Annotated in this window: 10 protein-coding genes; 7 read left to right on the forward strand and 3 right to left on the reverse strand. The window is 56.2% G+C overall.

What is annotated here, in order from left to right; translation table 11 throughout:
- Positions 1-8: 8 nt before the first annotated feature.
- Both Pla100_RS23600 and Pla100_RS23605 read right to left on the reverse strand, forming a co-directional pair.
- On the reverse strand, positions 9-2,432 hold the full coding sequence (locus tag Pla100_RS23600; RefSeq protein WP_146580818.1) for a transglutaminase domain-containing protein: 2,424 nt from the start codon (positions 2,430-2,432) through the stop codon (positions 9-11).
- A complete protein-coding gene (locus Pla100_RS23605; protein WP_197168182.1) occupies positions 2,429-3,691 on the reverse strand; it encodes a DUF58 domain-containing protein in 1,263 nt (420 codons plus the stop codon). Before Pla100_RS23605 ends, Pla100_RS23600 begins: the two co-directional genes overlap by 4 nt.
- A gap of 148 nt (positions 3,692-3,839) precedes the next feature.
- Between Pla100_RS23605 and Pla100_RS23610 the strand changes: the two genes are divergently transcribed.
- The 6 genes from Pla100_RS23610 to Pla100_RS23635 all read left to right on the forward strand — a co-directional run bounded on the left by Pla100_RS23610 (position 3,840) and on the right by Pla100_RS23635 (position 13,225).
- A complete protein-coding gene (locus Pla100_RS23610; protein ID WP_146580822.1) occupies positions 3,840-4,874 on the forward strand; it encodes an AAA family ATPase in 1,035 nt (344 codons plus the stop codon).
- Positions 4,871-7,015: a tetratricopeptide repeat protein gene (locus Pla100_RS23615; protein WP_197168183.1), complete on the forward strand. Its 2,145-nt coding sequence runs from the start codon at positions 4,871-4,873 to the stop codon at positions 7,013-7,015. The genes Pla100_RS23610 and Pla100_RS23615 overlap by 4 nt, the downstream gene beginning before the upstream one ends.
- Before the next feature lie 55 nt (positions 7,016-7,070).
- Positions 7,071-7,496: a hypothetical protein gene (locus tag Pla100_RS23620; RefSeq protein WP_146580826.1), complete on the forward strand. Its 426-nt coding sequence runs from the start codon at positions 7,071-7,073 to the stop codon at positions 7,494-7,496.
- On the forward strand, positions 7,493-8,131 hold the full coding sequence (locus Pla100_RS23625) for a DUF2238 domain-containing protein (RefSeq protein WP_146580828.1): 639 nt from the start codon (positions 7,493-7,495) through the stop codon (positions 8,129-8,131). Before Pla100_RS23620 ends, Pla100_RS23625 begins: the two co-directional genes overlap by 4 nt.
- A gap of 65 nt (positions 8,132-8,196) precedes the next feature.
- The gene (locus Pla100_RS23630) at positions 8,197-11,907 is read left to right on the forward strand and encodes a DUF1553 domain-containing protein (RefSeq protein ID WP_231603459.1); all 3,711 of its coding nucleotides are present in this window, start codon (positions 8,197-8,199) and stop codon (positions 11,905-11,907) included.
- A 28-nt stretch (positions 11,908-11,935) separates the two neighbouring features.
- Positions 11,936-13,225, forward strand: coding sequence for a DUF1501 domain-containing protein (locus Pla100_RS23635; protein WP_146580830.1), 1,290 nt, complete (start codon positions 11,936-11,938; stop codon positions 13,223-13,225).
- Between the two features lie 616 nt (positions 13,226-13,841).
- On the opposite strand, the gene Pla100_RS32485 is transcribed toward Pla100_RS23635, so the two are convergent.
- Complete coding sequence (locus tag Pla100_RS32485) at positions 13,842-14,297, reverse strand: hypothetical protein (protein WP_231603461.1); 456 nt, start codon at positions 14,295-14,297, stop codon at positions 13,842-13,844.
- 37 nt (positions 14,298-14,334) lie between these two features.
- Between Pla100_RS32485 and Pla100_RS23640 the strand changes: the two genes are divergently transcribed.
- A complete protein-coding gene (locus tag Pla100_RS23640; RefSeq protein ID WP_390620661.1) occupies positions 14,335-16,818 on the forward strand; it encodes a protein kinase domain-containing protein in 2,484 nt (827 codons plus the stop codon).
- The last annotated feature ends 243 nt before the right edge of the window (positions 16,819-17,061 follow it).

Genomic DNA, 17,061 nt, shown 5'->3' on the forward strand with positions numbered 1-17,061 from the left:
TGATTTTCTCACCTCACCAGCGTCCAAAAACGAGGATCGAGGATGCCGATCACCCAACGCGGCCAACCGGCCGATTGCCGTGAACGCAACCGCGTTTGCAGGTTAGCCTTCAAACATTCTTGACGCGTAGAATGTCGACCGCGTCCGTAGACTTCACTCATGTGAGCGTCGGTCAAGTCCGCGAACTCGGGAAAATGATTCGAGATTCGTTGGCTAAACTCCGATCGCGTTTCACCAAATCCTCTTTGAATCCCGATCTCGGCGAGATGCAAGATGGCCGCCCGCTGAGTCACGCGAACGAAATCTTCCTCGCCCGCGATCCAGGGGCACCACCGGATCCATGATTTGATCAGGTAAAGCAACGCGATTGCCGCCAGCAAAATCCATGGCAGGTCGGCCAGTTTCAACGGAAAATGGCGAGAGTACTTCTTTTCGCGAATACGACGTTGGTGCTGGTCCTTGTTGCGAGCCTTGTCGGCCAAGAACTGACCGACCGTCGGATCGGGCTCCGGCGCAATCAGCGTTGATTCGTCGATTTTCTCCGGTGAGACGTCCGCAACCACCCAGCCCGCTCCGTCGAGATAAATTTCCGGCCACGCATGCGCGTCGGTGGACTGAATCAAGATCGATGAGGACTTCCCATTCCGCTGAGTCGGAACCATGTACCCGGTTCCGATCCGCGCGGGAATGCCGAGCGAACGCAAAAGATAAACGGTCGCGTGCGAGATATGAACGCAGTAACCGAAACGTTCGCCGAAAAGAAACTGTTCCGCCGGATTGACGGTCGGATCGTCGAATCGCGGGTCGTGCGAATAGGTCGTGTTTTTTTCCAACCACCGTTTGATCGCCAGCGTCTTGAGCATCGCCGAATCTTCGAGCCCTTCATACGCGACCGTCGTGATTCGTTCGGCGATGATCGTTTCGGCGAGTTCACGGTATCGAGGATCGTCGGGGCCGCGCGTGTAGTGGGCCCACAAGTCCTCGTCCCATTCGGAGTCGCCTTCATCAAAGTAGCACAACGATGAGTACAAGCTGAAAGTTTCCTCCTCGACCGTCTCATCGGTTAGAACGCAACTTTCGGCGCGGAACGACTGACGAAAATACTCGGGGTCCGGGTTCCGCATCGGGGCAAACGAAATCATGCTGGGCATACTGAACGGCCGAGGTTGCTCGGCGATCAAGTTAACCACCAGCGGAACGATATCGTGCATATTCTCGGGTAACGGGATTCCAACAATCTCGACCTCGTCACTCGAGAATCCGCTGGGAATATCGTCGTCGAAGCGGTCCTCCGATGCGGTCACCAAACGCTTGCCGTTGAACAGGCTGACTGCGGTCTGCCGAAAATACCAAGCGTTCTCGACGGGCTGAAAATTCTTTTCCAGCAACACCAACGCTATCGGCTCGGGCGTGGTCGATTGGTTAGCGGCCGAAGGCATCGGATCGTCGGATTTCGAGCGACCGCTTCGACCACGTTTCGCATTTGTAGCCGGTGCGTTGCCCGAATCGGACTCGTTGTTTGACTGAGAGTTGCTGTTTGGCTGGGTCTCGCTGTTTGATTCAGACCCTTTTCCCGATTCTGAATCGCCATTTCCTTCCGAGCCGCTCGATTCGGCCGAACCGCTACCCTCAGTCTCAGCGCCTAGCTCTTCGGCTTGACCGCCGGTGCCGGAGCCATCTGATGTCTCGTCCGGTTCCCCTTGATCGGAAGGATCATTCGAAAGCGTACCGCCGGACCGTTGGGCGGCCTTGCCCGATGAAACGATTAGTTCAGAGGTTGGGTTTCGCAAAAATCTGCCACCGAGCCACATCAACACCATAAAGAACAACAATACACTGATCACCGAGAGGGCGGCGTGTCGGGCACTAGTGATTCGCATCCCCGCAATCAGTCCGAACGACAAGGCGACGAGTCCGAGAAGCACGAACAGGAATGGAAGTTCGTAGCCTTCGATACCCGCCCAATCGGCGAGGAACCGTGGATGTCCCCAATGGTAGTTGCGATGCGCCGCGAAACGTCCGCAGATTGCCGCCACCATCACCAAACCATCGATCATCGAGAACACCCGCGAGCTTTGATTCAACGCTCGGGCTAGCATCACCACACCGAGCGACGTGATCGCCAGAGTCGCCGATTGAATCAGAACCAAAGTGGCGGAGATCCCGAACAAACTCGCTACCCACGACGCTTGTCCGATCCAAGCCGGTCCCCAGAGTCCGAAGATCAAGAACGCCAACGCGATCAACGCAGGAACTGCATTGCGAAAGGTTTGGTCGATCAACCAACGATACGAATACACACCGGCAACTGCACCGAGTCCGGTCGCAACGACTCCCGGAACGCTCGCGATCGCCGACGACAAGATCATGAACGCGACGCCATATGCGATCGCCAGCACCATCGTCTGCTTGCGCGTGTCGGGTCGACTCATGCCGATTGTCCCCGCAACGAGATCGTTGAGATAGGTTGGCCCGATCGGCGATGGATGATTCGCGTCGCAATCCCCGCTTGAGTCAAACGACTGACCACCGACTGGACTTCGTCAAGTTGCACCAATTCTGCCGACGGCTTACGAAAAGTCCATGAAGGAAGAAATCGATGAGGCTTCGATGAGATCGGTTCATCGACGCCGATCACGGCATCGATTTCCCAATGCGATGCCGTCTTGCCGGCAATCACATGATCGATCCAAGGTCCTGGTTGACTGGGAACAAACGCGATGCAATGACGAATCACGTTCGACGGCATCGTCGCGCCCAATGCCGCGATGATTCCACCTCCACGAACCCGCATGTCGGCCGATTGGATGATCTGATCAAGAGCCTCGAAGGCGCAATCGGTCGCCCGCGAGGCACCGTCCGCTTGAAACAACAACTCTTCGCCCGCCTGAGTCAATTCCGTCAAGATCGTTCGTGCCACACCAGCACTGGCTTGGTCACCCGGGCCGGCGACGAAACACGCGATCGTTTGGGTCATGCACGCGATCGATTTTTCTGGTTGACGGACTAGAAGCTGCTTCGTTCGTGCGTAGTGCTTCCAAAGCACCAATTTCAATGGATCGCCGGGGCGGTAGTGACGCATCTCGATCAAATCGCCATGTGGTTTTCCATTCGGGTGAGCCAGATCGTCACCCTGTTGATCGCGGCGGACTTGCGTCACCGCAGCGTTGACCGCAGGCAATGGTTCAATCCGAACGGATTGTGGAAAGGTCCGCTGAAACTTCACTCGGGATAAACCGAACACATCGCCGATTTCGAATTGCCGAACCAGTTCGTCTCGCTGGCCGCGTTGCGATGGCCGAGCTCGTTCGTGAAGACAACCTTGTTGGCTTACGATGGACACATCGACGCCCTCAAAGTTGAGCCAACGAATGTCAACGGCGATGCAAGGCAAACTCACCCAAACGGGAAGAACCAAGCCGGTCGAAATTTCAACCGTCTCCATCCCTCGGATGTCCGACAAGGCCGGCGTCTTCATCCAACGAAGCGCGATTGCGGTAGCGAAGACCACCATTGCGATCGCAATCAACAAACAGAGTCCTCCCGTCGTGGCGGCCAATAACAATCGATCGTGCTGTTGCAAGGCAAGATTCCGCAGCGTCCACCAAGCAACCGGAATCAGAATGACTCCCCTCGCGGTCAACGGAATCCAGTCAAGGACTGATCGGAGAGTGGATTTGAGCGTATTCAAACGTGTCTTTGGTTGAGATGGACAAGTCGTTGAACTCGCCCTGACAAAACGCGGAGGTCTGCAGGATGATTCTTTCACCCCCCTTGTGATAGAATACCAAGCCGATCGATCAAAGCCAATCAAGCCTTTCCGGAAGAACGAGTCTTTCATGGTTCCCACCGTCAAGACGTTGTCGGACGTCCAAGCCATCTATCACGCCCTCAAGAACTCATGCGAGACGCAGGTTCAAGGGCGGTCGGACGTGATCGATCTGATCTTGGTGGCGTTGTTCGCGGACGGTCACGTTTTGCTTGAGGACCATCCGGGTTCGGGCAAAACGACGCTCGCGAAAGCTCTTGGCGGTTGCATCCATCGGGCAACGAACTCCGATCCTCGCTTCGCCGCGTTTCGGCGGATTCAGTTCACGCCGGATTTGTTGCCATCGGACGTCACGGGTACGACCGTGTTCGATCCCAATCGGAACCAGTTGACCTATCAGCCTGGCCCGGTTTTCGCAAACATCGTTTTGGCAGACGAAATCAACCGGACCAGCCCCAAGGTGCAGTCATCGATGCTTGAGGCGATGGCCGAGAAACAAGTCACCGTCGACAACGTCACGCATCCGCTCGAAGACACGTTCTTGGTTTTGGCGACCCAGAACCCTCTCGATCAAGCGGGCACTTATCCGCTGCCGAAGGCTCAGCTGGATCGGTTCCTGTTCAAAATTCGGATGACGTTTCTTTCGCGGGATCACGAGTTGCAAGTGCTGGCGATGAAGTACCCACAGTGTCGCGAAGATGGACACGCGACATCGGCGGCCCAATCCACCCGTGAACCCGATGCGTCTCCGCCACTGATCACACCCGAATCGATTTCGCAAGCACGGAAGGTCATTCAAGACCAAATCAAAATCTCGCGTTCGATCACCGAATCACTCGTCGAGATCGCAGGTCGATTACGAGCGGACCCGCGTGTCGCACAGGGGATCTCCACCCGCGCGCTAGTTGTCACGATCCCCGCGTTGCAGGCTCGCGCGATGATGTACGGCCGCGACTTCGTCATTCCTGACGACTTGAAGGCATTGTCGCTACCGGTCTTCAGTCATCGGTTGGAGTTGCAGCCGGGAATCGCTTCGTCCGATACGATCGTCGAGGAGGTCACGTTGCAAGTGATCGAATCGCTTTGCCGAGATTCGTTGAAATGAGGTGGCGAACGTTCGAATGCATCTGGGCTGTCGGCATCATCGGTTGCGGTCTGCTCGGTTGCGGTCTCGCCGGTTGCCAAAACAACGAGGTGCTGTATCCGCCCAGTCCTTTTGAGCACGTTGCCGATGGCTTTCCCGAGATCATCCCGCTGCGAGAGGAACCATCGCCCGACGATGAGGCCGCCTACGAGGACTATTGGAATACGATCGCCGAGGTGTCCGAGAACTCGCTCGAGCGAACGATTCTGGCGCAAGGCTCTCAACAGGAAAAAGATCTGTTCATAGCGGTCGAGGAAGAACGGTACGCCGAAGCACGTACGCTAGCCGACGCGATCTTGCGGGAAAGTCCCGATTCGATCGTCGGACTCTACGCGATGGCGAGAGTCGAAGCGTTCGCCGAGAGCGACATGGCCTATGCACTCAATTCGATCCGAGCCGCTCGGCGACAGGCGGAGGCGATGGCGGACGACAACCCACACGATCCGATCGGGCAAGAGTGGTACATCCGAATCCTTTCGACGGAATGGGATATCCTCACGGCAATGGACCGTTCCGAAGAAGTCCTGATGGCCGCCGATCGAATCGAGCAGGTTTACGCACCGGTTCCTTGGCTGAAAACGTTCGCATGGATCAAACTTGAAAAATTCGACGAGGCGCGGGCTGAGGTTGCGAGGTATCAAGGGCTCGGTCAATACGACATCGACGCGAGTAATTCGTTGATGATCATCGAAGACAAGCTCAAGAGCCGCGAGTCAAGCTTGCAGGCCGCACGTCAAATGTGTGAACGTTTTCCCAATCAACGAGTGCTGCAAAACAATTTGGGTTACGCCGCAATTTTTAATGCAAGCTTTGGCGAAGCCGAACAGGCGTTCTTGGCAGCGGCGGATGCGACGGAGAGTCCGATGAACTCGTCACCTTATGTTCCGCTGTCGGCAATGCTGGTCCAGCAAGGTCGTTTTCCCGAAGCACTCGACGCGATCAAGAAAGCGCAAGTGGACCGAGGCGATCGTGAGCCATATACATTGCACGACGACGAAGCGAACACGAACCTCGCGATCGCATCGGTGTTGCTGGCATACAACGAGTCCGAATTGGCGATGCGATTCGCAAGACGTGCGACCGAATCGCCTGACCGTGCCGCTTCGACGAGTAACTCGTCGATCGACTTAAGTATCTCCGACGCGTTGATCTTATGGACGATTCAGAAATACGAACGCGAGCAATTGCAGGAACAACTATCCATTGGATCGGTTCCCGTTGGTAAGTCGCTCTCCCGAATAGCGTCGCTGCAAGCATCGCTGTGGACGACCAAGCAACGACTCACGAGCGAGTTGAACGGCACGCGGCTTGTCGACTTGGTGAGTCCTTACAAACCCGGTGGTGTGGGTATCGAAAGTCAGGTGCAATCATGGCACCGGTTCTTACTTCTCGACTTGGTCCCACTAGGCGTCTTGGAAGTCGCTTTGAACCAGGCCGAACAAGCCGAGCAACAACCTTGGATGCCACCGTACTTTCAAGCCCTTCGGGCGGGCGTTCGTTTGCGCCAGGGCGACGAATCCGAAGCATTGCGTTTGGCCGACGCCGCACTCGTGGACTTGCCACCGCGAGCGGAAAAGTTGTATCGCGCCTTCGTGGCAACCATCGCCGGGCAAGCGGCGTGGCAACTGGATCAACCTCAAGTTGCTATCGATCATTGGAGCACGACGTTGAGAGATTTCCCGCAAGCGTTTCGTTTATTGGACATCGCCGTTCCGATCCGTTTGAACGTCCAGAACGGCGAACGGGAACAAGCGATCGCGTCGTGCCTTGCTTCGTCGAGCCGTTTCTTCGAACACGACCAAGGGTGCGAGATCAACGTACGACCATTCGACGGGGGCCAGTTGTTGATCGAGATGTTTCGCAACGATCGCTCTCGTCACATGGAACTGCTCGTCCCGTTCTCGAGCGAAGACGGATTCATCGAAACGACCGTCGACGCGTTTCACCAAAAGTTCTTTCAGCCGCTCGTCGAGTTGACCCAAGGTGATCTCGGTTCGCTCGATGGTTCTCCGGTCGCGGCGAGGATGCGACGCGACGTGGACCAGTTATTTTCCGATTTCATTCTCACCGAAGAATCGAAAGCGGAACCGGATGCGCCGTGATGCAACAAGTCGCTACGGTTCGTTCGCGATCCTAATCGCGTGCTCTTGGATCACGATGACGTTTAGCCACGAGATCGGGCATCTGATCGGCGGATGGTGTGGTGGAGCGACGCTGACGGGTTACTCGGTTTCGCCGTGGCGTCTACCGTTCTCATTGCACAATCCCGATCCCAATCCCATGTTAACGCTTTGGGCCGGGCCAGTTTTGGGAGTGACGCTCCCGATCTTGGCCGCGTTGTTGATCCGGCAATCGTGGTGCTGGTTCGTTGCCGATTTTTGCCTGTTGGCCAATGGTGTGTATCTCGCGTTGGCTTGGTGGGCGGGCGATCGATTCCTCGACACGCCCAGAATGTTGGCGGCCGGCGTCGCCCCCATCTCGATCATCACCTTTTGTTTAGCGACCGTCGCATTGGGCTACGTAAGGTTTCGGGCCGACTGCATTCATGTGTTGGCGATCGATGCCCAGGAGCCCTCCGAGTGAGACTTCAAACGTTCCTGCTGCTCGCGACGGTCGTCGCGATCCCTGCATCATTCATCGCGGCCCCGTATCCCAATGAGTTAGTCCTTCAGCACGTACCGACTGTATTGGGTATCACGCTTTTGATCGGATCGGTGATTTGGTTTCAACCGACACGGCTAGCGGTGGGTTGTTGCCTTGCGTTCTTGTGGCTGCATCTGATCGGCGCGCGATGGATATATTCATTTGTACCTTACGACGACGTCGTTCGAATATTAACCGGACGAACATTGACCGAGATGTTTGATTGGAAACGCAACCACTACGATCGTCTGGTTCATTTCGCTTCGGGCGTGCTCGGTCTGCCTCCCTTGTCGAATCTAATCCAGTCGTTCTGCCAAGTCCGCCCGTTGGCGGCGGCGGTCTTGGCGATGTGCTGTGTCCTCGCCGTCGGAGCCGCGTATGAAGTCCTCGAGTGGCAAATCGCCATCGCCTTTTCGCCAGCGATGGCGGAGTCTTACAATGGCCAGCAGGGCGATCCCTGGGACGCCCAGAAAGACCTCGCCTTGGCGTGGCTGGGGGCCGCCGTCACGATCCCGCTGATCGCTCGCTGGCAAGCCGGCGAGTTGCCCACATCTGCCGAACGTTCAACGCGATGAATTGCGCCGACGCATTACGAAATCGAGTACAATACGAACCCGTCCGTTATCAAGGCAATCATTCAATGAAATATTCACCGACCTCCATGAACTATCTCGGGATGTTAAAACACCTGTTCATCGTCACGTTTTGTGTGGTATTGATTTGCACGGTCGCGGATGCCGACGAGGGCATGATCGGCAAATGGAGTTTCGGATCCGAGGAAACGATCCCTTTTGAGATCAACGGCGATGTCAAACGGGACCAAACCGGCCCACGTCCGCCGGAGTTTCCGGATCTTCCCAGCGACAACACCGCGTTGCGGTTCGGTGGCAAGGGATATGTGTTCATTCCGACCGCCGACGAGCCAACGCGTTTTCAATTTCAACAAGATGATGAGATTACGATCGAGGCGTTCGTCAAGTTAGACAAAACCCGAGATGGTCATCAGATGTACGTGATCGGCAAGGGACGCTCCGGATCACCAAGATTCCCCAAAGACAACCAGAACTGGGCATTACGAACGACGTCCCAAAACGGCGTCGCGAAACTTAGTTTTCTGTTTGCGACCGAACCGACTTCGAGCGACAAGCATTGGCACCGCTGGACAAGCACGGAGGGTTTTCGCATTTCATCGGGTTGGCATCATATCGCCGTCGGATACCAATTTGGCGATCCGGAATCGATCCGAGGTTGGATCGATGGACAAAGGGTCGAGGGCGTGTGGGACATGGGCGGAGCAACTAAGTTGCCTCCCGTGGTCGATGAAGACGAAGTTTGGATCGGTTCGGCGAGTCGCGGCAACAACAGCAATAGCTTTTCGGGTTGGATCGACGAGGTTGCCGTGCATCGCATGATCCTCAGTGATGATGTTCTCGCTACGCGAACCCCGCCGCGCGACGGACCGCTCAAGACCGTTGCTCTGCCTGCGGTAATGCCGGACATGACCTTGCCCGATCCAAACCGCGTTCTCGTCACGTTTCACGAGGGGCTCGGCGACGCGGGTCGATGGTTGGTCGAAGGCGAAACGTGGCCGGACGAAACAACACGATGGTCGACGTCTTCGTTCTTGCTACCTCGGATGCCGGCCCGATTTGACGCTCAGGGATCGCGAGTACTATGGGATTCGCCGGTGCTGGTTCGGATTGCTGGTGATTTTCGATTGCCCGCCGGGACTCATCGCATGCTGTTGCGGGCACGATCGCTGAGCCGATTGTGGATCGATGGAAAATTAGTGGCGACGACTCAACCGTTGCGGCGGCGGGGTGGGAATCTGGAACCGATCGTTCCGCCTGCCGAACCTCCCTTTCCCGGTGGACGACGCGCCGGTTTCGTTCAACAAGAAGCGATCGTCGAACATACCGTTGAATCCGACTCCACCCGATCCCGGGTCGTTTTGGAATTCGTTGTGGGCGGCAACGGGCTGCGAGTCGAGTCGGGCGAGGTGTGCGTTGCCATCCAACCCGAAGGCAGCGGCGACTTCTTGATTCTTTCGCCGACAGACACGATGCCGTTAACCGACGCAGCGGTCGAACAGGCTTTGCCGCAAATCGAAGCGTCGCTGGTTAGCTTGGAAGATTCCGATCGAAGACGGGCTGCCGCGTCGGAGGACGACTATTGGGACCAACGTCACCAGGCCGCTCGCGAGTTGGTGAAAAGCTCATCGAACGAACAGCATTCGATCGACGCGTTCATCAAGTCCAAAATAGTGAAGGCCGTCAAACGTCAGGCCGACGCGAAAGCACTTCAAGATGCCGAAACGTTTCATTCGGAAGTGTTGCCGATTTTGCGAGACCAGTGCTTCCGATGTCACGGTCAAAAACAAAAAGGCGGGTTGCGGTTGGATCATCGCGACGAAATGTTGAAGCCGGGTGAATCGGAACAGCTCGCGGTCGTCCCTTTTGATCCCGATGCGAGCGAACTAATCGTTCAGGTTCGTGACCGCGCGATGCCACCGACCGACGAAGGGTTGACCGACGCTCAAATCAGCACACTTGAAAATTGGGTCGCCGCTGGTGCCGTTTGGCCTGAGCCGATTGTTGATTCGGCCAAGCTTCAGCCGTCACCGCTCATCGATGACGCCGCGTTCATTCGCCGCTTGCATCTCGATACGATCGGAATCCCGCCGACTGCCGCCGAAGCCAAGGCCTTCTTGTCCGATACAAGCCAAGACAAGCGACTCCGGTGGATCGACAAGTTGCTGCGAGACGATCGCTATGCGGATCACTGGGTCAGTTTGTTCATGGACTTGCTGGCCGAGAATCCTGCGTTACTCAACCCATCGATGGGCAGTACCGGACCGTTCCGATGGTTCTTGCATGACTCGCTCAAAGACAACATGGCGTTGGATCGCATGGTTACGAATTTAATCCTAATGCGTGGCGATCAACACGCCGGCGGCAGTGCCGGTTTCGAGCTGGCAGGAGAGAATGATTCGCCGATGGCGGCGAAAGCGCACCTGTTGTCGTCGGCATTCTTGGGCATCGAGATGAAGTGTGCGAAGTGTCATGATTCGCCCTACCATTCGACAACCCAAGAGGACCTTTATTCTCTTGCCGCAATGCTTGGACGTCGCCCACTGACGCCACCAAAAACCAGTCGAGTGCCGGATGCGTTTTTCGAAAGCAAGGAACGTGAGTCGCTCATCAGTGTCACGATGGATTTCTCGCATCCGGCTCAAGCTTCCTGGCCGTTTGATGATTTGATTTCATCGGATTCTTCCGCACCGGCAAAGTCTTTCGAAACATGGTTACGGAAGCCCGAGGACACTCGCGAGCAAGCCGCGTTGATGTTCACATCCATTGCTAACGAGCGTTTTCCGCGGGTTTTGGTCAACCACTTATGGAAACGGCTCATCGGCACGGGTCTTGTTGAACCGGTCGACGATTGGGAAGGTAAGACACCCAGCCACCCGGAATTGCTCAATTGGCTGGGGAATGAACTTGTCCTGCATGACTATGACATCAAACACATCATGCGATTGATCATGCGGTCGGATTTGTATCAACGCGAAGCGATCGGCGACAATGCGACCGATTCGGAAGAACAACGCTACTTTGCTGCACCGGATCGGCGGCGTCTCTCGGCGGAGCAAGTGGTCGATTCGCTGTTTCATTGCACCGGTTCGACGATGAATGTCGAAGAGCTGACGTTCGTGCACGATGGCTCACTTCCCGAATCCAAGCGACTCTCTTTAGGCGTTCCCCATCGCGCATGGATGTTTTGCGGGTTACAAAACGAACGTGACCGTCCGAGTCTTTCGATGCCACGAGCCCAAGTCGTCGTTGACGTTCTCGACGCTTTCGGTTGGACGGGAGCAAGACAAAACCCGATCGCCCTTCGGGACACGGATCCCAACGTGTTGCAACCCGGAATCCTTGCCAACGGAACTCTGACATCGAATTTGACACGAGCGTCTGCGGGAAGCGAACTCGCGGAACTGGCAATTCAAACCGCCGACGCCGAGAGCTTGCTCGAATCCTTGTTTCTGCGATTCCTGTCCAGATTCCCATCGGACACCGAACGCGAGAAGTTCACTCTCGCTTTGGCGACCGGATTCGAAGACCGAATCCTCCCCGATGCCGAGTTCAGCGAGGTGCCTGCGGACGAGCCCTTGCCCGTCGTCACCTGGACGAATCACCTCGTCGGCGAAGCGAACGAAATCCAGCAAGAGATCCAACGACGCGTGCAACGCGGCCCAGCGCCGGATCCCAGGTTACGCCCGCAATGGCGTATGATGTACGAAGATGTCGTTTGGAGTTTGATCAACCATAATGAGTTTGTTTGGGTACCTTGAGTGCCTGCCCGGAAAAGGAATTGAAACCATGAACACCCCCATCAATCGTCGTCGTTGGTTGGCTGCGGCGACCGCATCGACCGGATGCCTACTCGCCCAAGGCGAGGGCCGAGCATCGCAGACGTCGTCGCGTCCTGCTGGTCGCGCCGAACATGTCATTTCAATCTGGCTCGGTGGCGGAATGGGACAGATCGACACGTTCGACCCCAAACGCATCGGCGACCCGAAGGCCAAGAAACCAGGCAGTTACTATTCCCCCATCGACACGGCTGTCGAAGGCGTGCAGGTCTGCGAGCATTTGCCACGGATGGCCGCACAGATGGAACGCATTACGGCCGTCCGCTCGGTAAACCACGGCGTCATCGACGAACACGCCGCCGCGACCAATCGAATGCATACCGGGCGCGATATCAGCGGAACGGTGACCTATCCCTCGATCGGATCGATCATTGCCAACCAACGAGGTGCGATCGGCGATGGCGTTCCGCCTTACGTGCTTATCGGATATCCCAACGTTACCCGCGGTCCCGGTTTTCTCGGTGCACAAAGTGGTTACCTCTATTTGACGGATACCAGTCGTGGTCCCGCCGGATTGTCCCGGCCCGATGGAATCACGGCGGATCGACAGGCTCGTCGCGAAGCCTTCCTTGAGACACTGCGATACGCTGGCAAAACCGCCGCCGATCAACGTTTGAAAGATTACGACGCGGCGATCCAACAAAGCCTGAAACTCAGCGGCCCGGAATTCTCCAGCGTCTTCGATTTGGGTCGCGAAAGCGATTCGCTGCGAAACGAGTACGGCGGGGAGTTCGGCCAGCGTTGTTTGTTAAGCCGTCGTCTGGTCGAACGCGGGGTGCGGTTTGTCGAAGTCTCGCACAATCTCAACTTCCTTAACGGTGCCGGATGGGATGTTCATAACGCAGGGATCGTCGATCAGCATCGACTGATTGCGGAACTCGATCATGCGGTCGCGACACTCATTACCGATCTCGAGCGAGTTGACATGCTCGACAAGACCCTCATCATGATCACCACTGAATTCGGACGTCCACCCGAGTTCGACAGCGGAGGCGGACGCGGTCATCAAGGTAAAGCGTTCACGTGCGTGTTGGCCGGAGGCGGCTTGCGGCACTGTGGCGCCTATGGTCAAACGGACGAACTTTCCAAAACAATCCTCGCCGATCCTGTGAGCGTTCCAGACTTCTTTGCAACCGTCTGCTCAGCCCTACAAGTAGATCATGCCAAGACGCTCTACGACGGCGATCGCCCCGTCCCCATCACCGACAACGGTACCCCGATCGCGAAGCTGTTCGGCTGAAAAAACGGTCGAGGATAACGTCCGGATTTCCGAACCCCACACGCAACGGTGTGTTGAATTAATCGGATGCCGAATCACGGCAATTAGCCGATGGGCGTTAGCCCCGGTTGTCAAGACTTAGGGCCAAAGGCCCGGCTGTTTACCTAGCCCAGCCCTCAGGGCTGGGTTGAATGTGCGAGCGATTCGTGAAGGGCCGAAGGTCCGGCCGTTTGCTAGCGACGTGAACAAACGGCCGGACCATTGGTCCTACCTAATAACGTGTCATCGATCACCCAGCCCTTCGGACTGGGCTAGGCAAACGGATGGGCCGTTGGCCCGAAAACCGCACTGACCTCGGCTTGCTTCTCCGAACGGCGTGGTGCCAAACTTTTAGCTCAACACGTCGGTGAGCAGGGGATCCCTTATAGTTGGATGCAGCCAAAGAATCCCTCGCTTACGCTGCGGGTTACGAAAAAAGAACAACTTCAAAAGTTGCGTGTCGGGTTACGTTATATTCAACAAGGCGTAACCCGTCGGATTACCATTTACTTGCCCGATGAAACTTGGAAAGTTTTTTGCGATCAGATCGTGGAACGCGAACTTGCCATGCACACGATCCTCAGAACCCCAACCACCGTTACGAACGGACTGGGTTAGCGACGACCGTAGCTCGCTTGGTTTCGTCATCGTCTCGCGTTTGGCGGGTGCGACCTACGCTTGCCATAGCATTCAATCGATTGATCGGCAATCGGATCAACACGGCACCACGAGTCTTCTGAGCATCTGTCGTCATGCACGACTCCCGATCGCCCGACCCCGAATCGACCTGTCGCTCCGGTACGCCGTCGAGTGACGAGGTCGTCGGATCGCCCGACAATGATTCGAAGAATCGCGATGGAAAATCGCCTGGAAAGAACCCGTCGAGAAAGGCCTCGTCGAGAAAGGCCTCGTCAAGGAAGGCCTCGTCGAGAAACAGCTCGTTGGGAGGCAGTCGATCACGAAAAGCTCCGCTGAATCTGCCCCCGCAAGATCCGACCATCGGATCCGGCGCAAAAGGCTCGTCAGAAGACAAGTCTGTTGCGGTCTCAATCACGCCAAATTCTTGCGAGGAACCTTCTCGTTACGAGCGGTTGGCGGAGGTCGGACGTGGTGGATGGGGAATCGTGGAAAAAGCCTTCGATCGCCAGCTTGATCGTGAAGTGGCGGTCAAGCGGTTCTGTGACGTCAACGATGTCAGTGAACAAGAACGGCAACGGTTCTTGCACGAGGCCAAGGTCACCAGTCAGCTCCAACATCCCGGAATCGTTCCGGTCCACGAGTTGGGCGATCGACGCGATGCCTTCTATGTCATGAAGCTGCTCGATGGCATCACTCTTGCCAAGTACATTCAAGACCATCATCAAGCTATCCGGCAGACCGGTAACCAAACTCGATTTCAGTTCGGCGATTCTCTCGAACCCTTGCTGCAACGATTCGTCGACGTTTGTCACGCGGTGGCTTACGCACACCAACGTGGCGTCGTTCATCGCGATTTGAAACCTTCTAATGTCATGATCAGCGACTTTGGCGAAACCGTCGTGTTGGACTGGGGACTCGCTCAGTCGGTCGAAAGCCGCCCGCCCGAGTCTGCGTCAACTACCGTCCCGTCAAAGCCGGTCGGCTTGGCCGATGTCTCATCATTGTTCGAGCCCGACGGAACCGTTATCGGCACACCTGCCTACATGTCCCCCGAACAAGCGCGGGGCGAAGTGTCTCGGATCAACATTTCATCGGATTTGTACTCTCTAGGTGTTGTCCTCTACACGATCATTGCGGGTCGCCATCCCTATCAAGGGCAGTCGGTCGACTCGATCCTGCAACAAGTTCGAAACGCCGATTATCCAGATCTTCGAACCATCCAACCGCTCACACCGACGCCACTGTTATCCATCGTTCGCAAAGCGATGTCAGCGTCCCAACATGACCGGTATCCTGACGCGCAAGAGCTTGCTCAGGATGTGAGGCGGTTCATCGCGGGAGATTCGGTCTCGGTTCATCGCGAGAATGGTTTGGAACGAGCGATCCGTTGGTGCCGTCATCACCAAGGCGTTGCGGCCACTGCCGCAATCTCGACCACCGCATTGCTAGTTGCCGCTCTCGTCTTTGCAGTTTTTCTTCACCGATCGCATCGTGCCGAGCGAATCGCCCGCATTGAAGCTCAACAAGCTCACCGGGAAGCGATCCTTCAACTTGGCGAAACGCTCGAAGCCACCGATACGTGGCTTGTCGAACTCAGTGGGTCATTGCAGTTCTACCCAGGAATGGCTTCGATCCGATCGGAACTCTTGGACCGCGCCATCGAGCAATACGAAGGAATTGCAAGCCAGAACATCGGTTTGACCGAGCAAGCCGAGACGAGTCGCGTCCTCGGAACCTTCGACTTGCGTCAATGCAGAAACGACACCGAACAACTGGCGTTATTGGAACGGATCAAGACGCATCTTCGGTTGGGCGATCTTTACCGTCTAACGGACCAGATAGAGGACGCATGTCGGCAGTATGCCGCGGCCGAATCTCTGCTCAACGATACTGGCGACGACGATGAGAAATGGAAAGTCAGGTTAGTGTCGGTTGGGTCGATCGAAACCAAGCTCGAGAGTCAGTTTGGGATCGAGCGGGTGAATTCGCTGATCGGACAGCTACTGCTTCCCGACTCAGCCTATACGGAGCCGCCTTCGATCGAGCGGATACATGCGGCTCGTCAGTGGCTTGACGAACAATTGTTGAACAATCTCTCGATAGATCAACCGACCTGTGACGCGGCGATGCCTCCGCTGGTCGCTCGGGCCGCGTCCGCTGCGGTACGCCTGGAACTTGCCTATCGTAACAATCTTAAGGTGCGGCGACATCACTCTTGGACCGAGCCACCGTATTTACGTGCCATCGAAATTGCGAGCTGGCTCGTCCGACAAAGAGGAACCGTTGGCGATCGACGACTTTCCGAAACCATTCAAACCGACAACTCGCGCCGGCTGCAAGATGCCGAAAACTACGAACGTGCCCAAGAAAGCTGGTCTCGGTTGATTAACGACCTTGACCAATGGATCCAGCTTGATTCAGACCGGATCGACTATTTGCAATCCAGTGCCCATGCCTTGCTGCAACGTGGCAACATTCGGGTGCGACTTGGGATGCTCCAGGAAGCCGCTGCCGATTTCAAGGATTCAATCACGCACCTCGATACCGCCTGGCGTTTGACGGACGACGATGAGTTTTATCGAGTGAACTTGGCGACCTCAAAAAACAATCTTGGGACGCTGCTTTCACGAGGCGGCCAACGAGACCCAGAGCTCGCCGGTCAGCTACTGCGGCAGTCCTTGCAGACTTACGAAGCCCTCCTGCGGGAGGAAATCACCTACGACATTCTGCATCGATATGCTCAAACTCACGCGGCTTTGTCCAACCTGATTTTCGAATCCGCCGACGCAAGTTCTCGCGCCCTAAGCATCGATCATGCGAAGAAATCACTCGACGCTTTTGAGATTCTCAAGGACTACCAACCGCTCCAACCTGACGACGTATCCCGATGCAATCAGCTCCGCTTACGGATCGACTCGGTAGGCGACGTACAGTAATTCTTTTTGGACGGCAAACTTGGCTAACGCTGGGTTGCTAAAAGGTTGGTATTGCGGTGACTCCCGATCGCGCAAGTTTTACTCTACGACATTCTGGTTCCCCTCTCCCCCGCGAAGGAGACTGCTGACTTTATTAGCCGTTTTGGCGTTAGCCACGGTTGCGGCATCGCTGAACCGGGGCTAACGCCCATCGGCTAATTGTTGTCATTCGGTATACGACAAAATCAACAGCCCGCAAGCCCG

This window comes from Neorhodopirellula pilleata (genome assembly GCF_007859915.1).
Classification (GTDB): Bacteria; Planctomycetota; Planctomycetia; order Pirellulales; family Pirellulaceae; genus Rhodopirellula; species Rhodopirellula pilleata.

Coding starts and splice junctions, on each gene's coding strand:
- Pla100_RS23600 (WP_146580818.1), bottom strand. CDS start 2,432: ATGAGTCGACCCGACACGCGCAAGCAGACGATGGTGCTGGCGATCGCA.
- Pla100_RS23610 (WP_146580822.1), top strand. CDS start 3,840: ATGGTTCCCACCGTCAAGACGTTGTCGGACGTCCAAGCCATCTATCAC.
- Pla100_RS23615 (WP_197168183.1), top strand. CDS start 4,871: ATGAGGTGGCGAACGTTCGAATGCATCTGGGCTGTCGGCATCATCGGT.
- Pla100_RS23620 (WP_146580826.1), top strand. CDS start 7,071: ATGACGTTTAGCCACGAGATCGGGCATCTGATCGGCGGATGGTGTGGT.
- Pla100_RS23630 (WP_231603459.1), top strand. CDS start 8,197: ATGAAATATTCACCGACCTCCATGAACTATCTCGGGATGTTAAAACAC.
- Pla100_RS23635 (WP_146580830.1), top strand. CDS start 11,936: ATGAACACCCCCATCAATCGTCGTCGTTGGTTGGCTGCGGCGACCGCA.